This window comes from Kroppenstedtia guangzhouensis (assembly GCF_014637345.1).
Lineage (GTDB): Bacteria > Bacillota > Bacilli > Thermoactinomycetales > DSM-45169 > Kroppenstedtia > Kroppenstedtia guangzhouensis.
The window spans coordinates 257,369-278,490 of sequence record NZ_BMEX01000001.1 but is presented as its reverse complement, the minus strand read 5'-3'; the positions used below and the strand labels follow the sequence as shown (position 1 = coordinate 278,490).

18 protein-coding genes and 1 pseudogene are annotated in these 21,122 nt (G+C 51.1%); 3 read left to right on the top strand and 16 right to left on the bottom strand.

Features of this window, described 5'->3' with window-relative positions:
• Positions 1 to 172 precede the first annotated feature (172 nt).
• The 14 genes and pseudogenes from IEV46_RS01535 to IEV46_RS01470 all read right to left on the bottom strand — a co-directional run.
• Positions 173 to 1,864 carry a family 10 glycosylhydrolase gene (locus tag IEV46_RS01535; RefSeq protein ID WP_229735807.1) on the bottom strand — a complete coding sequence of 564 codons (1,692 nt, stop codon included), beginning with the start codon at positions 1,862 to 1,864 and terminating at the stop codon, positions 173 to 175.
• A 7-nt stretch (positions 1,865 to 1,871) separates the two neighbouring features.
• A complete protein-coding gene (locus IEV46_RS01530; protein ID WP_188429080.1) occupies positions 1,872 to 2,663 on the bottom strand; it encodes an N-acetylmuramoyl-L-alanine amidase in 792 nt (263 codons plus the stop codon).
• Between the two features lie 137 nt (positions 2,664 to 2,800).
• Complete coding sequence (locus IEV46_RS01525) at positions 2,801 to 3,586, bottom strand: enoyl-CoA hydratase-related protein (RefSeq protein WP_188429078.1); 786 nt, start codon at positions 3,584 to 3,586, stop codon at positions 2,801 to 2,803.
• A complete protein-coding gene (locus IEV46_RS01520) occupies positions 3,586 to 4,749 on the bottom strand; it encodes a thiolase family protein (protein WP_188429076.1) in 1,164 nt (387 codons plus the stop codon). Before IEV46_RS01520 ends, IEV46_RS01525 begins: the two co-directional genes overlap by 1 nt.
• Before the next feature lie 33 nt (positions 4,750 to 4,782).
• Positions 4,783 to 5,616, bottom strand: coding sequence for an SDR family NAD(P)-dependent oxidoreductase (locus tag IEV46_RS01515; RefSeq protein ID WP_188429074.1), 834 nt, complete (start codon positions 5,614 to 5,616; stop codon positions 4,783 to 4,785).
• Positions 5,617 to 5,777: 161 nt separating this feature from the next.
• Complete coding sequence (locus IEV46_RS01510) at positions 5,778 to 6,143, bottom strand: SCP2 sterol-binding domain-containing protein (protein WP_188429072.1); 366 nt, start codon at positions 6,141 to 6,143, stop codon at positions 5,778 to 5,780.
• Between the two features lie 148 nt (positions 6,144 to 6,291).
• Positions 6,292 to 7,512, bottom strand: coding sequence for an acyl-CoA dehydrogenase family protein (locus IEV46_RS01505; protein WP_188429069.1), 1,221 nt, complete (start codon positions 7,510 to 7,512; stop codon positions 6,292 to 6,294).
• 14 nt (positions 7,513 to 7,526) lie between these two features.
• Positions 7,527 to 8,678, bottom strand: a complete 1,152-nt coding sequence (locus IEV46_RS01500) for an acyl-CoA dehydrogenase family protein (protein ID WP_188429067.1) — start codon at positions 8,676 to 8,678, stop codon at positions 7,527 to 7,529.
• Positions 8,679 to 8,853: 175 nt separating this feature from the next.
• Positions 8,854 to 9,204, bottom strand: coding sequence for a hypothetical protein (locus tag IEV46_RS01495; protein ID WP_188429065.1), 351 nt, complete (start codon positions 9,202 to 9,204; stop codon positions 8,854 to 8,856).
• Between the two features lie 33 nt (positions 9,205 to 9,237).
• Positions 9,238 to 10,986 carry an ABC1 kinase family protein gene (locus IEV46_RS01490; protein ID WP_188429063.1) on the bottom strand — a complete coding sequence of 583 codons (1,749 nt, stop codon included), beginning with the start codon at positions 10,984 to 10,986 and terminating at the stop codon, positions 9,238 to 9,240.
• Positions 10,987 to 11,303: 317 nt separating this feature from the next.
• Complete coding sequence (locus IEV46_RS01485) at positions 11,304 to 12,191, bottom strand: R2-like ligand-binding oxidase (RefSeq protein ID WP_188429061.1); 888 nt, start codon at positions 12,189 to 12,191, stop codon at positions 11,304 to 11,306.
• A gap of 40 nt (positions 12,192 to 12,231) precedes the next feature.
• Positions 12,232 to 12,660 (bottom strand): SCP2 sterol-binding domain-containing protein, encoded by a 429-nt coding sequence (locus tag IEV46_RS01480; RefSeq protein ID WP_188429059.1) that lies wholly within the window; start codon positions 12,658 to 12,660, stop codon positions 12,232 to 12,234.
• Positions 12,661 to 12,925: 265 nt separating this feature from the next.
• Positions 12,926 to 13,717, bottom strand: coding sequence for an N-acetylmuramoyl-L-alanine amidase (locus IEV46_RS01475; protein WP_188429057.1), 792 nt, complete (start codon positions 13,715 to 13,717; stop codon positions 12,926 to 12,928).
• 293 nt (positions 13,718 to 14,010) lie between these two features.
• Positions 14,011 to 14,442 (bottom strand): annotated as a pseudogene (locus tag IEV46_RS01470) (thiaminase II/PqqC family protein); the annotation flags it as partial.
• Positions 14,443 to 14,578: 136 nt separating this feature from the next.
• On the opposite strand from IEV46_RS01470, the gene IEV46_RS01465 reads away from it, so the two are divergent.
• Positions 14,579 to 15,760 (top strand): S1C family serine protease, encoded by a 1,182-nt coding sequence (locus IEV46_RS01465; protein WP_188429053.1) that lies wholly within the window; start codon positions 14,579 to 14,581, stop codon positions 15,758 to 15,760.
• A gap of 451 nt (positions 15,761 to 16,211) precedes the next feature.
• Here IEV46_RS01465 and IEV46_RS01460 read toward each other — a convergent pair whose 3' ends face one another.
• Entirely contained in the window at positions 16,212 to 16,400 is a 189-nt protein-coding gene (locus IEV46_RS01460) for a hypothetical protein (protein ID WP_188429051.1), read from the bottom strand.
• A gap of 524 nt (positions 16,401 to 16,924) precedes the next feature.
• Between IEV46_RS01460 and IEV46_RS01455 the strand changes: the two genes are divergently transcribed.
• Positions 16,925 to 18,307 (top strand): MATE family efflux transporter, encoded by a 1,383-nt coding sequence (locus IEV46_RS01455; protein ID WP_188429049.1) that lies wholly within the window; start codon positions 16,925 to 16,927, stop codon positions 18,305 to 18,307.
• Between the two features lie 748 nt (positions 18,308 to 19,055).
• The gene (locus tag IEV46_RS01450; RefSeq protein ID WP_188429047.1) at positions 19,056 to 19,988 is read left to right on the top strand and encodes an alpha/beta fold hydrolase; all 933 of its coding nucleotides are present in this window, start codon (positions 19,056 to 19,058) and stop codon (positions 19,986 to 19,988) included.
• Between the two features lie 545 nt (positions 19,989 to 20,533).
• Here IEV46_RS01450 and IEV46_RS01445 read toward each other — a convergent pair.
• Positions 20,534 to 20,992 (bottom strand): Rok-like winged helix domain-containing protein, encoded by a 459-nt coding sequence (locus tag IEV46_RS01445; protein ID WP_188429045.1) that lies wholly within the window; start codon positions 20,990 to 20,992, stop codon positions 20,534 to 20,536.
• Between the last annotated feature and the right edge of the window lie 130 nt (positions 20,993 to 21,122).

Genomic DNA, 21,122 nt, shown 5'->3' with positions numbered 1-21,122 from the left:
TTATCTTCGATTCTGTCTTCCATTTTCCCTTTTAAAAATAAATTTTTTTAAAAATCCTAGCAAAGTTACAGGAAAAGCAAGAATAAAATCAAAAGATTTAAATTCAACAGTCTTGTACAAGCACATGAAAAAGCGACTCTCCTCCACCCAGGGAATGAGAGTCGCTCACTGTTTACTCGTAGACGATAAACCCGTCAGTGATACCCAATTTCCTGATTTCCTCCAACCGGGCCTCCGCACTGGAACGTTGGCTGAAGGCCCCTGCCTGTACCCGATGGCGATTCTCTCCGTTCACCTGGATTTCTACGATCGCAGCCTCGATCCCGTTCTGTTCCAGGTAACTCTTTCGGGCTTGAGCGTTCTCCAACTTTTGAAAAGAGCCTGCGATCACTTTGTACAGGGGAATCAATCGGGCGGTTTTGCTGGGCGGACTTTCATTGTGCAAAGAATCCACTGCTGTCAGCAGGTAGGTCCAAGTTTTTCCCGGCGAAGCTGTGGGATCCGTCACTGAGGAGCTGCTTCCCTTTTTCCTGATCAAAAACCGGATATTTCGGGGATCTTCCCGGTTTTCCGCTTCCCCATCGGCAAAACGATAGAGCACCAGATAAACAGTATCCGCAGAGTGATCTGTCCACTCGATCTTCACTCCCTCGGGGATCCGTTTGACCGACCGGATCGCGGGTGCCGGCGGCGGGGCCTGATCCAGCCAGGGAGCCGAAGGAACCAGGGCGGGACATCGAAAGAAATCCGTGGCAAGCCGATCCCGAACACCCAGGGGATTTCGTGACAGGTCGGAAATCGCGAAGAATACACTCCCTTTCACTTCCGGGTATAATAGATTCTCGTGGAGTTGATTCGCAATCTCCTCCGGATTGTCCCAGGCCTCATTGTCCTGTCCGATTTTGTAAGCTGCATGGCCGATGTAAAGGTGAAGGGGGTATCCCCGAACTTCCCCGGCCCACCAATTCACCAGTTTTTCATATGCCGCCGGAGAATACCCGAGATTCCAGTAAATCTGAGGAACCACATAATCCAGCCAACCTTGTCGAATCCAAGTTCGGGTATCCACATAGAGTTCATCGAAGCTCTGCAATCCGGAGGTGTCGGAACCTGTCGGGTCTGTAGTGCGATTCCGCCAGATTCCAAAGGGACTGATACCAAATTTTAGCTTCGGTTTCAGTTGTCGGATACTTTTCGAGAGACCGCAAATAAAACGGTTCACATTGTCCCTTCGCCAATCCTCCTGATTCGCAAACCGCTGCTGGCCGTAGCGTCGGTACGTCCCATCGTCGGGAAAAGATTCGTTTCCGACGGGATAGGGATAGAAATAATCATCCAGGTGGACGGCATCAATTCCATACCGGTTGACCACCTCAACGATACTGTCAATGACATGATCCCTCACCTCGGGAATGCCGGGATCGTAATACAGCTGTCCTCCATAAGCGACCACCCAGTCCGGATGACGACGCGCCGGATGATCGGGAACCAGGGATTCGAGGCGGGTGTCCGTACTGACCCGAAAGGGGTTGAACCAGGCATGGAACTCCAGATTGCGACGGTGAGTCTCCTTCAGCAAAAAGGCGAGTGGATCATACCCAGGATCTTTTCCTTGGGTGCCGGTCAAATACTTGGACCAGGGATTACAGCTGCTGGGATAAAAGGCATCCGCCATGGGTCGGACCTGCAGGATAACCGCATTCAGGTTCATCGATTTCATTTGATCGAGAAGACGCTTCCATTCTTCCTGTTGCTGTGTGACTGAAAGACCGGGGGAAGAGGGCCAGTCCCGGTTTCCGACGGTGGCCACCCATGCCGCACGGAGTTGACGCTTGTTCACTGGGGCCAGTGTCAACTTCCACACCCCCTCCTTACTCATAAAGGATAAATGCATCGGTGATCCCCAGGGCCTTCACTTCGTCCAAACGGGCTTCCGCATTGGCGCGCTGGGAAAAAGCCCCGGCTTGCACCCGGTAATAGGTTTGGCCGTTCACTGTCGTACTTACAATTGTCGCCTCAATCCCGTTTTTCTCCAGGAAACTCTTTCGACTTTGGGCGTTCTCTAGGCTTTGGAAGGAACCGGTGATCACTTTGTACAAGCCCGTCGCTTTTTTGGGAAGGGAGAGCGCTTGGGCAATTCCGAGGCCGATGGCGTTGGCCAAATCCTGAATGAACGTGGCGTTTCGCAGCAGATTCAAATCCTGGGTCGTGTCTATAAACAGGTTTTCCACCAAGATGGCCGGCATGTTGCTTTCACGCAGCACATGGAAATTGGCCCGCTTCTTACCCCGGTCCCTGACACCGTACTTTGGACCGATCACCCCCATAACGGTGGAATGGATCGTGTTCTGGGCATGGATGGTGAATTGGGAGACAGTTCCGTTGTAAATATAACTCTCCCAGCCCGTTCCCCCGCCAGCATTGATATGAATGGACGCGAAATAGTCAGCGTTGTTGGCGTTGGCATAGTTCGTGCGTTGGGTCAGGCTGACAGTGGTGTCCGTCGTCCGGGTCATCAGAATGTTGACATCGTAGTTGTTCACCAAGTAATTCCTGACTTTCAAAGCAATATCCAGTGTAAAATCCTTCTCCCGGTAACTTCCGTTTACTGCTCCGGAGTCACTTCCTCCATGCCCTGGATCGATCACTACTTTTTTTGCCATTTTGCATCACCTCTTCTATCAATCTATGAAGATAGAGATGATGGTGTTTGGGACTTTGTTGCCCATTTCAGATGACCGACCCATGCCCTTTAAGCGACACAGAGGCCGTGGGAAAGTTCCCACGGCCTCTGTGTCGATCATCTGCCCTTAAAGGACGGTTCCCGCTTGGTAAAGAAAGCTGTCACGCCCTCGATGGCATCCTCTGTCCGGATCACGGATAACATATTCTCCCGTTCGATGGATAGTCCTCGGGACAAATCTTTTTCGCATCCTCTGACCACGGAGTCCAGGATCCCCTTCATCGCGATCGGCGGACCGGCAGCCAATTCTTTTGCCCATTGGAAGGCCTCTTCACGAACTTGATCTTGCGGTACAATCCGGTTGACCAATCCGTACTCCAAGGCGGTCTGAGCGGAAATCCGGTGTCCGCTCAGCATGAGTTCCAGAGCCCGCCGGCGGCCGATCAGCCGGGGAAGCCGCTGGGTCCCTCCATATCCGGGGATGATGCCCAGTCTCACTTCCGGCAACCCCAGCTCCGCCGTTTCGGCGGCAATCGTCAGATGGCAAGCCATCTGCAGTTCATTTCCTCCTCCGAGAGCTTTCCCGTTGAGACAGGCAATAACCGGTTTGGGAAAAGCTTCGATTCGGTTGAACAGAACATGTATCCGTTTCAAAAATTTTTCCGCGGATTCCCGATCACCGCCCATTTCCCCGAACTCGGAGACATCGGCACCGGCGGAAAACATCCGGTCGCCAGACCCGGTAATGAGGAGGCAACCGACTGATTCATCCGGCTCCACCTGATCTAGGATTTCTTCCAGTTCAACCAGTGTATCCCGGCTTAACGTATTCATTGGGGGGCGGTCGATCGTAACCACTGCCACCCGGTCCCGAATCTCCCACTTGCAGTTCGCATCTCCCATTATGATTCCTCCCGTTCCACGATCACCGCCAGGGCCATGCCAAATCCAATACACAGAGTGGCCAAACCATAACGGCCCTCCCGCCGTTCCAATTCGTTGATCAAAGAAGCAATCAACCGGGCACCGCTGGCGCCGAGGGGATGGCCCAGGGCGATGGCTCCGCCGTTGGGATTCACCTTCTCCGGATCGGCACCGATCTCCCGCTGCCAAGCCAACACCACCGAGGCGAAGGCCTCATTCACTTCAAACAGATCGATTTCATCCAGGGACAGCTCGGCCCGTCGCAACACCTTTTGGGTGGCCGGGATGATCCCCGTCAACATGATCTCCGGATCCACCCCCGCCAGCGCTGTCGCCACCACTCTGGCCCGGGGAACCAATCCGAGAGAAATCGCTTTCTTCCGGGAAGTGAGAAGAACAGCAGCTGCCCCGTCGCTGATTTGACTGGAGTTGCCCGCTGTCACTTTGCCGTCAGGACGAAATGACGGCTTCAACCCCGCCAGCGCCTCCAGACTGGTATCCGGTCTCGGGGTTTCGTCCGCCTCCAGGCGGATGTTTTCTTCGTCGAGGTTCTTCCCGTCGATGGGAATGATCTCCCGGTCAAAGCATCCTTCCCTTTGGGCCTGAACTGCCCGCTCATGACTTTGCAGAGAGAAGCGGTCCAATTCCTCTCTGGAAAGGTCCCACTTGTCTGCGATCAATTCTGCGGAGAAACCCTGGGGGATGATGGTATGTTGATTCAACAAAAGGTCGCTGAATTGGCCACCATCACTTCCCATCGGAACCCGATTCATACTTTCCACACCGGCGGCGATGACACAGTCGGACATCCCCGCCATGATTGCATGAGCTCCTTGAGCCAGCGTTTCCAGGCTGGATGCACACATCCGGTTGACACTCACACCGCACACTTCCACGGGAAAACCTGCGATCAGTCCGGCCATGCGGCCGATATTTAAACCTTGTTCTCCCACTTGGGTGACACAACCCATTTTGATATCTTCCACTTCGGAAGGATTCAGGTTCTGGCGGTGAACCAGATTCTTGAGGAGAAAAGCCGCCATTTCATCCGGCCGGATACCGGCAAGGGATCCTTTCTTCCGTCCGAAGGGGGTCCGGATCGCATCGATAATTACCGCATCCCGATCTTGCACATTTTTCACCCTTTCCACCGTCGATTCATGGGCTGGGATGGATCAAAAGGTGAACAAGTCGATTCCACCCGTCACCGGCAAACCGATCCCTGTGATATAGGACGCCTGATCCGATGCGAGAAAAGCGATCGCATGGGCGATATCCTCGGGTTCTCCGGGCCGTTTAAAAGCCGTTCGGGCAATCATCCGTTCACGCATGTCCGGGTTGCTCATCTGAAATGCTTCCGTATTGATAATTCCGGGAACAATAGCGTTGACAGTGATATTGTACCTGGCCCCTTCCAAAGCCAATGATTTGGTTAATCCCAACACACCAGCCTTGGTCGCGGAATAACTCGCCTGGCCGAATCCTCCGATCAGTCCGACGACAGAGGCCATGTTGATGATCCGGCCCCATTTCTGCTCCTTCATATAGGGCCAAACCGCCTTGGAACAATTGTAGGCACCGGTCAGATTGACCCGGAGATCACGCTCCCAAAAATCATCGTTCTGATCTTCCAACCGGGCCGTGTGATCCAGGGTGGCCGCATTATTGACCAGAATGTCAATCCGGCCAAATCGATCCTTGACCTGCTCCATCACCGATTGAACTTCCTCCCGATCCGTCACATCCATCCGGAAGACGGCGGACTCTCGTCCCATCTCCCGGATCTTCGCAGCGGTAGATTGGGTGTACACCACTTGGGACTGTGCCATCATCTGGGCCATGGGCCCCCATTTTTCAGAGGTCTGCTCCAGGTTTTCATCCTCTTCGATCAGAATATCGGTGACTACCACATCGGCACCGGCAGCAGCCAGCGTCAGGGCATCGGTCCTGCCCAATCCCCGGGACGCCCCGGTCACCAGTGCCACTTTTCCTTCCAGCGGCAGACTCATGTTTTCCCCTCCCCGTTGGTTGTACAGCCGGCGGCAATTTCACCCGGCATCCCGCATTTCAGGTCCATCGATCGACCGCCACATTTAGAGTCTTATTTCCCCATGGACTTTTCAGCGCCTGTTTTAAAAGGGGGACCCGGCGAGACACCGGGTCATCCCATTCAGATATGTTCTTGGACGTCGTATTGACGCAAGATGTTATCCATCTTCATGGCCAAACCGATATTTCCTTTCACCTTCAGCCTTCCGGACATAAAGGCGGCAGTCCCGTTCAATTTCCCCAGCAGCAACTCCTTGAAATCAGGAAGTGCCATCTGCAGTGTGCAATCCGCTTCAGAAGAGGTTCCTTTCTCCACCTTTGCCTTGTTGTTGGAGAGATGAAGCTGATAGGTGCCCCCCTCCTCTCCGGAAATGTCAAATTGATAAACAGCGTTCAGTCCTTCGATCGGTTTCGGGTTTTCATTCAAAGCGGTTTCGATTTTTCCCCAGGCTTCCTCCAGAGTGTAATCATCAATGCTTTTATCCATTTGACATTCTCCTCTCTTTTATATGGAAATGTAATTCATCAAAAATCGAGCAGAACGGACGACTTTTTCTCTGCACCACCTCCTTGAAAACATTCTGTTTCCAGAGCACTCCGGGTCGGTCGGGATTGATTCATTCTGTTCAACCACTTCAGACCCGCACTCCGTAGGGTTCATAAAGATGGCGTGCCGTGATCAGATGCTGAACCTGATTGGTCCCCTCAAAAATGTCAAAGATCTTGGCATCCCGATAAAGCTTCTCCACGATTTGTCCGTCCAGACCGGCGGGTCCCAGCAGCTCCAGACATCCCGCACATACTTCCAGCGCAATCTTTCCGGAGTAGGCTTTGCACATGGCGGCTTCTTGGGCGTTGGGTTGGCCGATATCGGCTTTCCATGCCGCTTCCCAGGTAAGCAGACGCGCCGCCTCGATCTCCAGTTCCGCACAGGCCAACTTCTCAGAAGCCAAGTGATAGAATCGTCCATGTTTCGGATACTCTTTTTGTACCAAGTCCCTTGTATATTCAAAAGCGGCACGGGCGATTCCGATCGCCATCGCGGCCACGATGGGCCGGGTATTGTCAAAAGTTTTCATCGCCACCCGAAAGCCTGACGGACTGGAACCCCGGTTTTCGTAGTAGGATTCACCGCCGAGGAGGTTATCCTCCGGTACGAAACAGTCCTCCAACAACAACTCCGCCGTCTCTGAAGCACGGATCCCCATTTTTTTGGCCAGGCGGGTGCAACTGAAACCCGGTGTACCCTTTTCAACGACGAAGGCACGATGTCCGGCACGACCCAAACTCCGATCGATCGTAGCAAACACAACCACCCAGGAAGCGCGGGCCCCATTGGTGATAAAGATTTTTTGCCCATTGAGGATATACCCGCCGGCTGTTTTTTGGGCAGTGGTCCGGATCCCCGAGACATCAGATCCCGCCTCCGGTTCGGTCAATGCATACGCTCCCCAACGGGGCGGCTCATCCTTTGAAAAGATGGATAAGAAACGTTGCTTCTGTTCCGGTGTGCCGCTGGATTGCACCGGCGGCCCTCCCAGTCCCGGCCCCGGAAGAGTCAATGCGATGGCCGGATCCCCCCAGCCGAGTTCCTCTGTCGCGATCACGGCCAACCGGTTGGCTTGACGCTCCCGTTTTACCTTTTTACCGCTCTCCTTCTCCCTGCCGTTTTTATCATCACCGAATGAGGATGTATTCAACTGTATTCCCAGCTGATTGATCTTATTTAACCAATCATCGGGAACCTTCCCCAATCTGTCGGCTTCCATGGAGAGCGGACGCATTTCATTTTCGGCGAACCAGTGCACTACATCCTTCACTTGCTGTTGATGCGGAGATAATTTGTAAGAGATCATCAGGCGTCCCTCCTTTAAGTCCCGGTTGGTACGCGGTCACCCAGCAATTGTTCACCGCGTCGGGCCAACAGTTCACCCTCCCGCCCATACAGGCTGACTTGGGCTTGGGCATCACGCATCCATTTTTCAACGGGAAATTCCTGAACGTATCCATGTCCACCAAGCAATTGTACGGCGGAATCGGTTACAAAGCGAAGGGATCTGTGCACCCGGGACAGCATCCCACCCGCTGCTTCCTTCCCGGTGGAATCTCCATCATTGATTCTCTCCGCCGTCTGCCACAGAAGGTTCCGAGAAGTCCGCGTCTCGATCGCCATATCTGCCAAGGTGAAAGAGACTCCCTGAAATTTGGCGATCTCCTGGCCAAAAGCTTTCCGTTGTGACGTATATTCAGCGGTATAGGAAACGGCGGCTTCCATCAGACCCACCTCTTTGGCCGCCTCCAGCACGTAAATCCGTGCTTGAGCCTGTGACAAGAGTTCCCGTGCTTCACTTCCTCTGGCAATCACTTGATCCGATGTGATCACTTCCTCTTCAAACTGCACACGTGCACAACCTGCGGCCAGCAGTCCCAAGCGATAGTCGCCTTCCACCGCATGCCATCTACTGTCCTCCCGGCGATCCAACCACAAGAGGAGGGTCTCTCCCTCGGGATCATTCACTGCCACGAGCAGGCTGTCAGCAAATGCAGCCAATCGAAAGGGCAGGGAGATTCCTCTTAAAACATATCCCGATCCATTTGAAACCGCCTGGACTCCTGACAATCCTGGATTCTCTCCATCCGCAGCCTGGAGGAAAGCAACAGTCGGCCAATCCCCGTCTGCGCCGGCCGCTTTATAGGATTGCAAGGCCGGATGCTCCGGAATCAAACGGATCAGAGATGCCCCGTCCCCGGCGCCGGGCAAGCCTTGCACGACTCCAAGGTCCCCGTGGCTGAGGGCTCCCCAGATCTGAGTTTGGGAGATCAAAGGCATCTCCAAACCGCCCCAACTATGAGGGAGTTCAAGAGTGGTAAAGCCCAGATCCATCATGGTCTTCACCAGATCGGGGTGGACTCGTCGCTCTTGTTCACACTCCGTGGCCATGGGTCGGATCCGTTCCCGGGCCACTCCCCCGGCAAGATCCACAAAGGCCGATTCCTCCTCTGTAGGCTGAAATGAAATCAAATCAACCGCCTCCCCCAACCGAAATGGATTAAATCTGTAAGTTCAGATATTTCCGGAGTTATTTTGCACCTAAAGTACATGGGTGGAATAACCCTCGATGATACGAGTACGTACTCGTATCATAACCTGTTCCCATCCTAAAATCAAGAGATCATTCAAACAATTATCTATCTTTTCAACCAGACTCGAAAGGCACGGATTTTTTGGATAGAAGTTCTCTTAATTCACGGATCTCATTTTCCAACTGCTTGATTCTCTCCTCCAACCCGGCAATGTTGGCAGCTTCCTGCTTCCGGTTCAGTTTCCACCTCTGGTATCGCTCATAAAGCAAAAGCAAGCTTGGATCACCGATCAGGGTATCCATCACGGCGTCTTCAAATGTTTCCTTGTAGCCGTCCATCCCATGGTCCTCACCGTACAATAAATGTTTCTCCAACAGTTCGGATATCTGGCTGTTATGCGGTCCTCCACTCTGACGATAAAACGCCTGAATCCTCTCTTCCATACTCATTTTTTTCTCACCCATACCTGTCTCCCCTTATCATATTCGATTCACCGGTTACGCACGTTTGGAACGAATCACCCTCCAAAACACGTAAACAGCTAAGGCAGCGGAGGACCAAATCAGCCCTTCTCCCAGCCATCGAAGGGAAGGAGTCACCTTCATCGCCTCTGTGCCGAATGAAAGGAGCAAAGAAGCCCCGACAAAGATCCCACCAGCCAAGATTCCCAGGGTCAGCCGATTGACTGAACGATTCACCCATCGCCTGATATCATTGGGGACTCGATGTTCCACCGGTAGCTTCAGATCGTTCCAGGCCAGTTTCTCCAATATCTTGTTCAGCCTGCGGGGAAAGGTCCCCACCAATTTACTCAGTTCAGTGATCAAGCTGGCATTTGCCCGATAGTTCAAACGACGGGATAACCAGCGGCGAAGAATCTGGACATCCGCGGACTCCACCGCCGTATGATAACTGATTTCCGGACACAACCACCGCGCCGTGCCCTCAGCCGCCGTAAATCCCTTTGCCCACAGTGCCAGACCGTTGGGAATGCGGCAATGGTTTCTCATCCCGATGGTGATCAGTTGAATCAACAGGTTTCCCCAGTTATAGCGGCTCCCTTGCTCACTGTTCACATAGTGGATAAACATGGAGCGAAGCTCATCTTTCAGACGCACCGGATCCGTATAGGGAGTCGGTTGAACCAAGTCCAGCGCCGCTTCTGCCGCATCCTCAGCCTGATTTACCCGGATATGCATCAAGGCGCGAAAAATCGCTTCAGTATGAAGGGAGTCCATTCTACCCACCATACCCCAATCGATTCCGATGATCTTCTTCGTCCTTCGGTCCACCATCAGGTTGGATCCGTGGGGATCCGCATGATAAAACCCGTTTGAAAAGGTTTTCACATAGTAGTGGGCCAGATCCATCATTCTCATGAATCGTTCTTCAAAAGTAAAGAAATCGACGGGAAACTCTTTGAGATTCCAACCATCGATAAATTCCATCACCAAAACATGATGGGTAGTCATATAGACCTTTGGTACACCCAGAGTTTCAAATTCCGCCCCGATCCGCTTGTGTTCCTCAATATTTCTGGATTCAACGCGCATGTCCAGTTCATTGATCGAACTGCTGTAATACTCCTCGATCAGTCCGGGTAATTCCACAGAGGCTGCCATCGCCGGGGGAAGCCGTTTTTGCAGATATTTGGCAAAGGTTCGGATGATGGAGATATCTGTTTGGAACAACTTGTCCACCGTGGGTCGTACCACTTTTACGGCACATTCCCGTCCATCTCTCAATTTCGCATGATACACTTGGGCTAATGAGGCGGAACCGATCGGTTCAGGGTGGATCCACTCAAAGGTTTGCAAACCTTCGGGCAACTCATCCTCCAACACCAGGGCCATATGTGAAAAAGGTTGAGCAGGAACATCATCCAACAATTCCGCAAGCTCCGCCGTGATGGAATCCGAAAGGATCTCCTGCCGGGTCACTAATACCTGGCCCAACTTAATAAAGGTGGGTCCCAACTCCTCAAAGGCCAAGCGCATCCTCCGCCCGATTTTTCGCAGTTGATCCTGGTCTCCTTCACTCCCTCCCCCACGGAACAGCCGGAAACTCTTCCGGTCGAGGAGGTGTAGCAAGCCGTGTTTGGCAAACACCCTGATCATGGTGCGAAATCTTTTGTTCCGGTTGATTCCGTCGCGTATTTTTTGAACTTCGCGCCGCAACTGTTCCTTCCTTCCCCGGAGAATATCCTCTTTGCCGACATGGATTTTTTCCGCAGGCTTGGCACCCATACAGCGCCTCCTTTCTGTCCTCGCTTCAGCCAACCTGAATCCGGATGATCAGCCCTGTTGATGGGGTCATGCTTCTATCCCATTCTCCACTTTTTGGTGGGATGGTTGAACAGAAGGATCAAGAGCAGGGACCTCCCCTTGAGGGGAGGCCAATCCTGATCCCGATTGGCACCACTAAAAGTGTTGTGATTTAGTGTGTTACAGGACATTTCGGATTTGGTTTCACTTGACCTTTTCGTTGTCTAAAATCACTCCATGTGAAACCCGCCCCTCCCTGTACTGCTTTTTCACAGCGCTTCCAAACCTTAAAACATCGGTTACAATGCCTCCCCCATCTCTTCCTCACTGGCTTGCCGGATCATATCGACAGATTGATCTCGGGCCCGCTCGAGGACATTCATTCGCGATCCAAACTGTTTCACAGCTACCTGTACCATCTCATTTTTATCCAATCCGAAGGGAAGTTCCTCCACCTCGGAGATCAAATCGTTAACCAAGCCGATCGCCGGTTCCAACAGCAATTCCATCCGTTTATTCACAACATCCCAAATATGATCGTGCTCCGCAATCAAACGGGACAATAGATAAACTCCATAACAGATATGGCGGGATTCATCCCTTTTCAAATATTCAAAGGCCTGGACGGTTCCTGGCATGATCCCCAATCGTTTATAGGACTTAAATGTGGAATAATATCCCGTTTCCGCCAGCATTCCTTCAACGATCATATTGTACGTGACCGACGCCTCCGCCTGAGCCTCGGGAGATGGATCACGGGTCAAACGCTCCATCGCTTCCGGCAGGTATTCATAAAAGATTTTCTTGTAGTTGTCGCCGTGATAAATGGACAGATCACCAGTGATCCCCAGTTCGTCAACCATTCTGCGGAACACTTCCACATGCTTTGCTTCTTCCCAAAGAAAAGTGGTCAGATACATCTCTTCTTCGAGGCGCCCCTCATTGGCAATCACTTGGATCAGAGGGAGCAAATCCTTTGTGACTGCTTCCTCCCCCCCCAGAAAGACAGCATTCATCCTCAGTGACATCCCTTTTTCAACCTCGTTGAAAGCGGCCCAATCCTTCTTATCTTGGGAGAAATCGATGTCTTTGGGATCCCAGGTACCCAGTTTCTTGGCCTTGTGGTAGAGACGCATGGGCAGAATGGAATGGTCCAAGCCCGTACTGGTGGTTTGCATCACACGCATTATGATTCCCTCCATTTTTTTATTCAAATCGGAACCGCTTTCACTTCAGACCTTCCGGTATTTCCGTATCGATTTGCATCGCGGTCTTCATGAGCTGTTGAGATGCGATCACATAGGCTGTTAACTCCGCCATATTCCCTTTGACCAAGCGCAGTTTCCCCCGCATCAGTGTCGATAGAGGTTCCAGCCGACCGTCAAAAAGTTGTTTCCAGGTTCGGGTGTCACCACTGATCACAGTGGGCGCCGACTCCAGATCGGCCTTTGAGGAGACTCTCGCCTCAAGGCATTTTCCATGTCGCAAATCCAGATAAACCCAACGGTCCTCTTCCAACCCGACAGATGGATCTTTCTCCACCATAAATACAATCGGTCCTTCCCAAGTCCTGGCGGCTTGCCGGTACTGCATGTTTTGATTCAACTTCTCTTTATATTGTTGGGCCCACGCTTCCGTGAAAGGTTCAAACGGCATACAAATCGCTCCTTCCTTTTGTTGATACTGATACGTATCAGTATTATCGGACAAATATTCAATCTAGTCAAATTTATCCCTATAATCCCTTTATTCCGCTAACTGTCATCAGATCCCGATTTACCAGAAAACACTAGACGTGAAAGGGACTGTCCAAGCCCGGACACATTTAGTATAAGAATGAACCCAATGGTCCTTCACTACCATTAATGAAGAAAATCAAAACCCGGGCAGGGGGTCAACCTGCCCGGGTTTTGAAGTTTTATCATTGGTCAACGACAGCGATCCAATTGTCAATGCCCATCTTTTTAAGATCCGCCGATGCTTTGTCCGCTTCACTTTTATTGGAGAAGCTTCCCGCGACAACGCGGTATTTCCCTTTTTCATACTCCCAAAGCCAAATGTCAATTCCCTTTTTCTTCAGGGTGTTTTGATGATTTTCCGCAGAGGTCCTATCTTTCCAGGAGCCTACGATGATGCGGTAAAGTGTACCTGTCGGTGAAGGGGTCGATTTTTTCTTCAGCTTGAAAGTCTTGGCAATCCCCTCCGCATGAGCACGACCCAGCTTTTTAAGAAAAGACGTGTCCTTCAATTTGGCGGCATCACTTGAAGTATCAATAAATCCGTTTTCCGTCAGCAGTGCCGGCATTTTGGATTCTCTGAGAACATGAAAGCTTACCCACTTTTGACCCCGATTTTTCCAACCCGATGCGGACAGCACGGCGGCATGTATATTTTTTTGGGCGGTCATGGTGGTGGAGGATCCATTCTCGACATACCGATAGGACTCAAATCCCGTGCCGCCCCCGGCATTGATGTGAACAGAAAGATAAAAGGTGGCGTTCCACGCATTGGCCGCATTCGTCCGTTGGGTGAGAGAAACTGTCGTATCCTTCTCGCGGCTCATTTTAACCGTGACACCCTCGTATTCTTCCAAAAGAATCCGGCGGGTTTCCAGCGCGATCGTCAACGTGATGTCCTTTTCCTTCAGACCGTTTCCCCCTGCACCTGCATCACTGCCGCCATGTCCGGGATCCAGAAAAATCTTGGTTGCCAAAAGATCACTCTCCTTTGTATAAATCTATTGACCTTTCAAATCTCATGAAACAGCATATGCACTAAAAATCCTCGGAACGGTGGTAAACGACATGCGAGTCAGGAAGCATCCGATAAAACGAAAAAACCTCACCTTTTATCAAAAGAGTGAGGTTGTTACCGATCCTTAGGGTTTCATTTTTTGGGGGAAATCAGGTGTGTGGATCAACCATTTTTCAGATAAATACCGGGTGACAAAGAAAGAAGGAGTGAAAAAAGCACTTTCCGGATCCCACTTACCCGTTCATCAACGATTTACGCATTCAAGGGCCACATCTGTTTCAGATCCGCCATCTCCCAGAACATGTATTCAAACCGGCTTGTATTGAGAAAGATCTCTTCCAGGTGGGCCAGTTCCGCTTCATTTTTCCCCACAGCCTCCTGATTCATCAGATCAATGGCCCAGCGAGCCAGTTGACCGAAATCCTCCGATGAATACATCTTCACCCAAATTCCGTAGAACGGGTGCTCCGTCGACCCCGGAATTCGACTTAACTCCTTTCCAATCTCCCAATAACTCCATAAACAAGGGAGGAGTGCCGCCAACAAATGTGCGATCGATCCACTGTGGGCGACAGCCAACATGTAATGGGAATATGCCAATGTCGTCGGAGCTGGCTGCGCCGCCTCCAGTTCTTCCTTTGAAATTCCCAATTTTCCGGCATACTGACAGTGCAATTCCGATTGGGAGCATTTTTCGCTCTCATCAGCTTCAACGGGGTCATGCCCTTGGCAACCGGGATCTTAAGAAAATCCCAAGCTTCATTCTCCATAATAATATCTGTCAAATGTAACATTATGAACACCGAGGAGGTTGTATAACATGGGATTTTACGACCGATCAGATCACACCCGCAAACGTGCTTCCCATTTACTTACCGGATTGATTTCAGGCTTGGTCAGCGGAGTTTTGGTATTGACACTCTCACTCTCCCTCCTGTTCACCCAGACCACTCTCTTTTCCCCGGCTCCCTCCGTTGGATCCGACTCCTCCACCGATGAGGGAGCTGTGCCCGTACAGAAGGTGAGTGTCGATGTAAACAGTAACATCACCGAAGGAGTGAAAAAAGTTCAGCCCGCCGTGGTCGGGATTGTGAACCGCAAGAAAAGTGATGATCCCTTTGGTTTGCAAACAGAAGAACAGGGAACCGGATCCGGGATCATCTTTGAAAAAAAAGAGGAAAGAGCCCGGGTGGTCACCAATCACCACGTGGTTGCCGGTTCTGATGAAGTTGTCGTTGTTGTGAATGACGGGAAGTCCGAAAAAAAGGTGAGGGGCAAAGTATTGGGCAGTGATGAGAGCGCCGACCTGGCCGTCCTGGAAATACCGGATGAGAAAGTCACATCCGTCGCCCCGTTTGGAAACTCTGACACCATCAAAGCGGGAGAACCCGCTATTGCCATCGGAAACCCCCTCGGAATGGAGTTCTCCCAGTCAGTCACCGCCGGAGTGATCAGTTCACCCCACCGCAAGATCACCGTCTCCGGGAACCTGTCCATGGAGGTGATCCAAACCGATGCCGCAATCAATCCCGGGAACAGTGGTGGAGCGTTGATCAATACAGTCGGTCAGGTGATCGGGATCAACAGTATGAAAATCTCAAAAGAGGGAGTGGAAGGTCTGGGATTTGCCATTCCGGTGAACGAAGCCAAGCCGATTATCGATCAGCTGATCCGGTATGGCAAAGTAAAACGACCTTTCATGGGAATCGCTCTGAAAGACTTGGACACGATCACTGCAATAGACAAACAAGCGACATTGCACCTTCCCGCTTCCGTCACAGATGGGGTTGTTATTCTGGATATCGCCGCCGGCAGTGCCGCCTCCAAGGCCGGACTCAGCCGACTGGATGTGATTGTCTCCCTGGATGAGCAAAAGGTAACGAACGGATCCGATCTTCAATCTTATCTGCAGAAAGAAAAAAAGATCGGTGACCGAATGAAGGTAACTTATTACCGAAACGGGAAAAAACAAACCACGACGATCATCCTGCAGGAAGGATGAACCGAGGTCCCCGCTCTTGTCAGCGGGGGCCTCGGACCATATCCGATAACTCCAAAGTCGGATGGGACTCCAGGAAAAACACTCAACGCCCTGTTTCGGCTGTCAACTTCACTGTGAATGACGGTCAAGGGTGTGCGCAATTCATGAGAAGCGGCACAAATTTGCTGGGCTTCCCGGGATCGCCGAATGGACACGAGGCTCGTTTACCGGGAAAATAACCGGCCAGCAGTGCAACCACCCCTGGACAGTGTACAACCGATGATGATATTGTTTTCGCATATCCAGAAGAGTCATCATTTCCGCAACCCGTCCCAGTGAGCAGCCATCCCCGAAATATCCCAATGGTCTTATGTATCCAATGATTTTGCCGTAGCCGATATGGACGTCTCTTTGCAAAGAATTGGAGCATCCCGCACGGGGATGCTCCGGAGGTTTTAAGTGTGGACTTACTTTATCTGGCTTTCTTGTAAAGCTCTTTTCCCTTCCACAGACAGGTGGAACGACGGGTCCCGTGACAGCGTTGGAGGGATCTCCCTTTTTTGGCAACGGCAACAGAACGCTTTCCCGGGGGACGATGGGCCAGTTCATGATGTAAACCGGTGTGCCGAATGATTTTTCTCAACCTGTGGATCCCTGACATGATGATCCCCTTTCCTCGTATTCTATTCTCTGTTTATTATTCAATGTAAAAAAAGGTGTAATGAATCAGTCCCGACGAACAAGCCCTCTCCTGAAAACCGGCACCTGCTGAAGGTACAAACCCGCTCCCCCTTCAATCCGTCACTCCGGTCGCGGACTGGACTGAGAACCTGTATCTGTGATATTCTGAAGGTAACAGCGGTGGGGACATCACTGCCGGTTTGGCCTGCACCCTTGTCGCAAACGGCCACTACCGTACGCGAGAAGTAACCCGCGAACCTTTGCAGGGAGGCGGGTTACTTCTTTTTAAATAAAATATAACTCCCCGAGTCAAAGCAGTTGATTAACGTATTTCAAGTGTGGAGATCCCATTATACCGCGTGACCGTTTCATCCATTAGGTCTCGCTTTGGGTCGCTTCGCTCAGATCTCGGTACGACAATTAACGACTCCCTTTTCAACGTCCATTTCCAGGTTGACCAACAGCCTTGTCCTCAGATGACTTTTTGGCAAAGGAGGGTGTACGATGCATCAGACCCAAACGATGAGAGAAAAAATCGCTCTGTTTTTTAAGATCTTATGGCCCGTTTTGATTACACAAATCGGTTTATATTCCATGAGCCTGTTTAACACGATGATGTCCGGCCAAGCCGGAACGGATGATCTTGCCGGCGTGGCGATTGGAGCCAGTCTCTGGATGCCCATATTTACCGGCATCAACGGAATTCTGATGGCAGTCACACCGATTGTTTCCCAATGGGTCGGCGGCGGCCAACATCACAAAATTTCAGGAGCAGTGACACAAGCCCTGTATCTATCTGTCCTGCTCACTGTGACTGTTGTTCTTTCCGGGATCCTGTTTCTTGAACCACTGCTTTCATTGATGAATCTGGATCCCGCGGTACAGCACATTGCAAAGCATTATCTGATCGGACTGTCAGTCGGCATCCTCCCATTGTTCGCAGCAAATGTGCTTCGCTATTTTTTTGATGCCCAAGGACATACCCGGATCATGATGACGATTATGTTAGTGGCGGTTCCCTTTAACATTGCGCTGAACTATATGCTGGTTTTCGGAAAGTTAGGTTTTCCGCAATTGGGGGGGATTGGTTCCGGATACGCAAGCGGGATCACTTACTGGTTCATCTTCATCATCAGCGTAGTGATCACCTTTAAGGTCGAAGTGATGCGTAAGTATGCCCTGTTTGTCCATTGGTTTGCTCCCTCTGTGAAAGCCTGGAAGGAACAGCTGGCCATCGGTGTCCCCATGGGGCTTTCCGTATTTTTTGAGGCAAGTATTTTTGCTGTGGTCACTCTGATGGTGGGTGTGATGTTCAATACAGTGACAGTTGCCGCGCACCAGGCCGCCATCAATTTTACATCGCTCCTTTTCATGATCCCCTTAAGCATTTCGATGGCTTTAACGATTGTGGTCGGTTTTGAGGTGGGTGCAAAGAGGTTATCGGATGCAAAACAATACAGTCGCTTTGGCGTGTTCTCCGCAGTGGGCCTAATCGCTGTCGCCTCTGTTTTCCTTTATTTCTTCCGCGGGTGGATCGCCGGCTTTTATACTAACAATCCGGAAGTGATCACATGGGTGAAACAGTTTTTAGTATTCGCCATTTTCTATCAGCTTTCGGATGCCGCCCAGGCATCCCTTCAGGGGGTGCTTCGCGGCTATAAGGATGTCACGGTTCCATTTATCACGGCACTCATCTCCTATTGGGGAATTGGAATTCCCGTCGGTTACGGGCTGGCTTCCTTTACAACCTTGGGCCCATTCGGTTTCTGGCTGGGTATCACCATCGGCCTGACCTGCGCTTCCCTCGGCTTCTTGGTACGCTTGCTGATCGTTCAAAAGAAGGCAGCAAGCAGCGTCCCCCGGCAAAAAGGGGCATCTATCGCTTAAGATGTCCCCAGGGACGGACCGGGTGTGACCGTCTTCCTCAGAAACTTGGAACTGCTAGACACGCCCTTGTTGTACCATCTCCGTTCTTTTTTTGTTTTTAATCCGAAACTGGCTTACCCGCTTTTTTGCACGGATCAATCTGAGCGTTTAACCCGGTTACAACAGTGGACGGGCGGTTATAAGATGTCGACTGTACCCTCCCAAAAAACACCCTCAAGGAGGAATAGTTTCTCATCCTCCGACATGACAATTATTCACCCCGGCAAACCGGGTTTTTTTGTGAGTATAGTAGCCAAAACAGAAAACAGAAAGGAAAAAATCAGTCTGAGGTGGAATCACTATGACAGCGGGAATCAAAACATTTTCAAGTGGCGATCATCTGCAAGGGTTTCTCAGGAATCGGGAACCACCTTGCCTGAATTTTATCCGGATCCAACACCGGGATTGGCCATACTTCACACATTTTATGAATGAATCCCAGACACCTACATTCTGAATGCGCTAAACTGGATGAAAAAAAGAGAACATAGATCGCCCCGAGATCCGGCGTGAGCTCTTCGAGACATATAATAAAAGGATCCAGTCCCGTATGAACCGCACCTTCTGGAATACAGGGGGATATGCGAGCTGGCAGCACGACTCTCCGGCCCGACTTCAGGTGAAAATTCCAAATGCGGACACGGTGATCCGATCCTGGGAACTATGACTCGGCATCACGTCAAATCTCTAGTGTTGGAGGTGTAAGGCGATGACATCTTTCCAGGAGATACTCCTTTCCGACGGCATGATGGAATCGATGTTTCCCCCGGATGATCACAACGTGAGTGTGAAAGCACCGGCAGAAGATACTCCTTTTCAGGAGCATCTGTCCATAACCGCCGATGATGGTGCTGTCTTGACAGCCGAGTTAACCGGTGAAGGACCACTCGTCGTACTTTCCCATTGCTGGACGGGCAGCCATGCCATATGGGCCCCGGTTGCAAAACGTCTCGTCGAAAGGGGACACCGCGTCTTGTCATATGACCAGCGGGGACACGGCGCCTCGACAATCGGTTCCGAAGGTTTGACCATTCAACGGATCGGTGCGGATCTGGCATTCCTTCTTCAGTCAATCGAAGCCAAAGATGCGACTGTGGCAGGTCATTCCTTGGGAGGGATGGCCATCCAGGCAATGGCTCTTCATCATCCGGATTGTATTCACAAGCATGTACGCGAGGTGTTTCTCGTAGCGACTGCCGCATACGGGATCGGAATAAACCGGCTCCGCGAACTGATAACATCTGTGATCGGAAGCGCCCCGCTGGAATGGGTGATGCGACGCCGACTCGGTCATCTCCTTGTCCGCGGTGCTCTGGGCCGAAAGGCACGGAAGGAGGATATTGTAAACACACGGGACCACTTTGTCACCTGCGAATCCAATGTGCGAAGCGCGATCCTTGCTGCGATGCAAGTGATGGACTTGCGTGACCTGAAGTGGACCGACGTTCCGGTCACTGTGGTTCACGGCACCCGGGATTTTTTGACGCCGCCCAGCCGTGGGCGCGAACTGGCCAACCGCCTGGGAGCTGAACTCGTCTGGGTGGAGGGAGCCGGGCACATGCTCCCCCTCGAGGTTCCCGATCAGATAGCTGATCTTCTTGGCAAAGCGACCGGCGACCCACCCCGGAAAACATTTAAATAGAAGGATCCTCCGTTCTTCCTTAAGAACATCACCTGTTTACACTGTCCCTGAATCATCAGATCTTTCCGACAGGGTTCCCAGGTAAGAAAGAGAGGAAGACGGGGCCCGTGCTCTCCTTCCCCAACTCAGACATCAATTCCAACTGACGGACCGGAATCCAGTTATGGACCTCCCATCATTTTCGCAAGGTGGACCTGATCATGAACTCCGGTTCCAGCGGATATAAAAAACGGGGACTTCCTTCTTTTTCTTGTCACCCAGAGAAAATTGACCCTTTCTTCCTCAAAAGTCGCAGGAAAAGATAAATATCCGGAAACGGATGGCAGAAGCCCACATCTTCGGTCTAGACTGATTGTTCGTGATTCTCCCCGGTTTTTGCAAAGTCCTGGCCTCCATACCGTTGATCGCTTTCCCACCGATAGACATCACCCCGGGCAGCGTCCATCCGGGAACGGACAAGGGGACTTCCACCGCTTGTCTTCGTTAAGTGTTTACCCGATTTCCGCTGTATAGACTGCATTACACAGCACAGAGGTTGCTGTTTCTCAATTTTCGTAGACATAGCGACCATGACCCGCTTTTTTGATCCCTGGGCAGATTTTCATAATCGATTTCATCCGGGTCGTGGAGTTACTCCCCAAATCCTTACCATATTTCTGCAATTCCATTTTTATCTCCTTTAACTTCAATGGACCCCGTCTTCGTAAGCTTTCTGCTATGATCTTGGCCAATTCGATCGTTTGCTTGCGAACCCCCTTCATCTTTCTTAAATCCATGTAAATGTCTTGTTCATACAAGGAAACAACAGTTTTTTCTCTATTTTCCGGCTTGATCTCTTCTTTCTCCACTGACTTTCCTTCTGATTGTTTTTGATGAAGCTCCTCGATCACTTGTTGAAATGATTGAATTAACGCTGATAATAAAGCAGCGTTTTCTTCCCGGATGACCTTTCGGATCCTTTCTTCTTCCCGTTTTTCTATGTCATGAACTGTTTTTGAATCCACGCTTTATTACCTCCCGTTAAATTTAGGATACCTTCTAAATCGCTGTTCCAGTTCATTTTTTATATCCATTATCTATACCCCTCCCAACGCTTAAATACAGGTTCAAGCGTTTTTTCCCCCAACGTGTGAC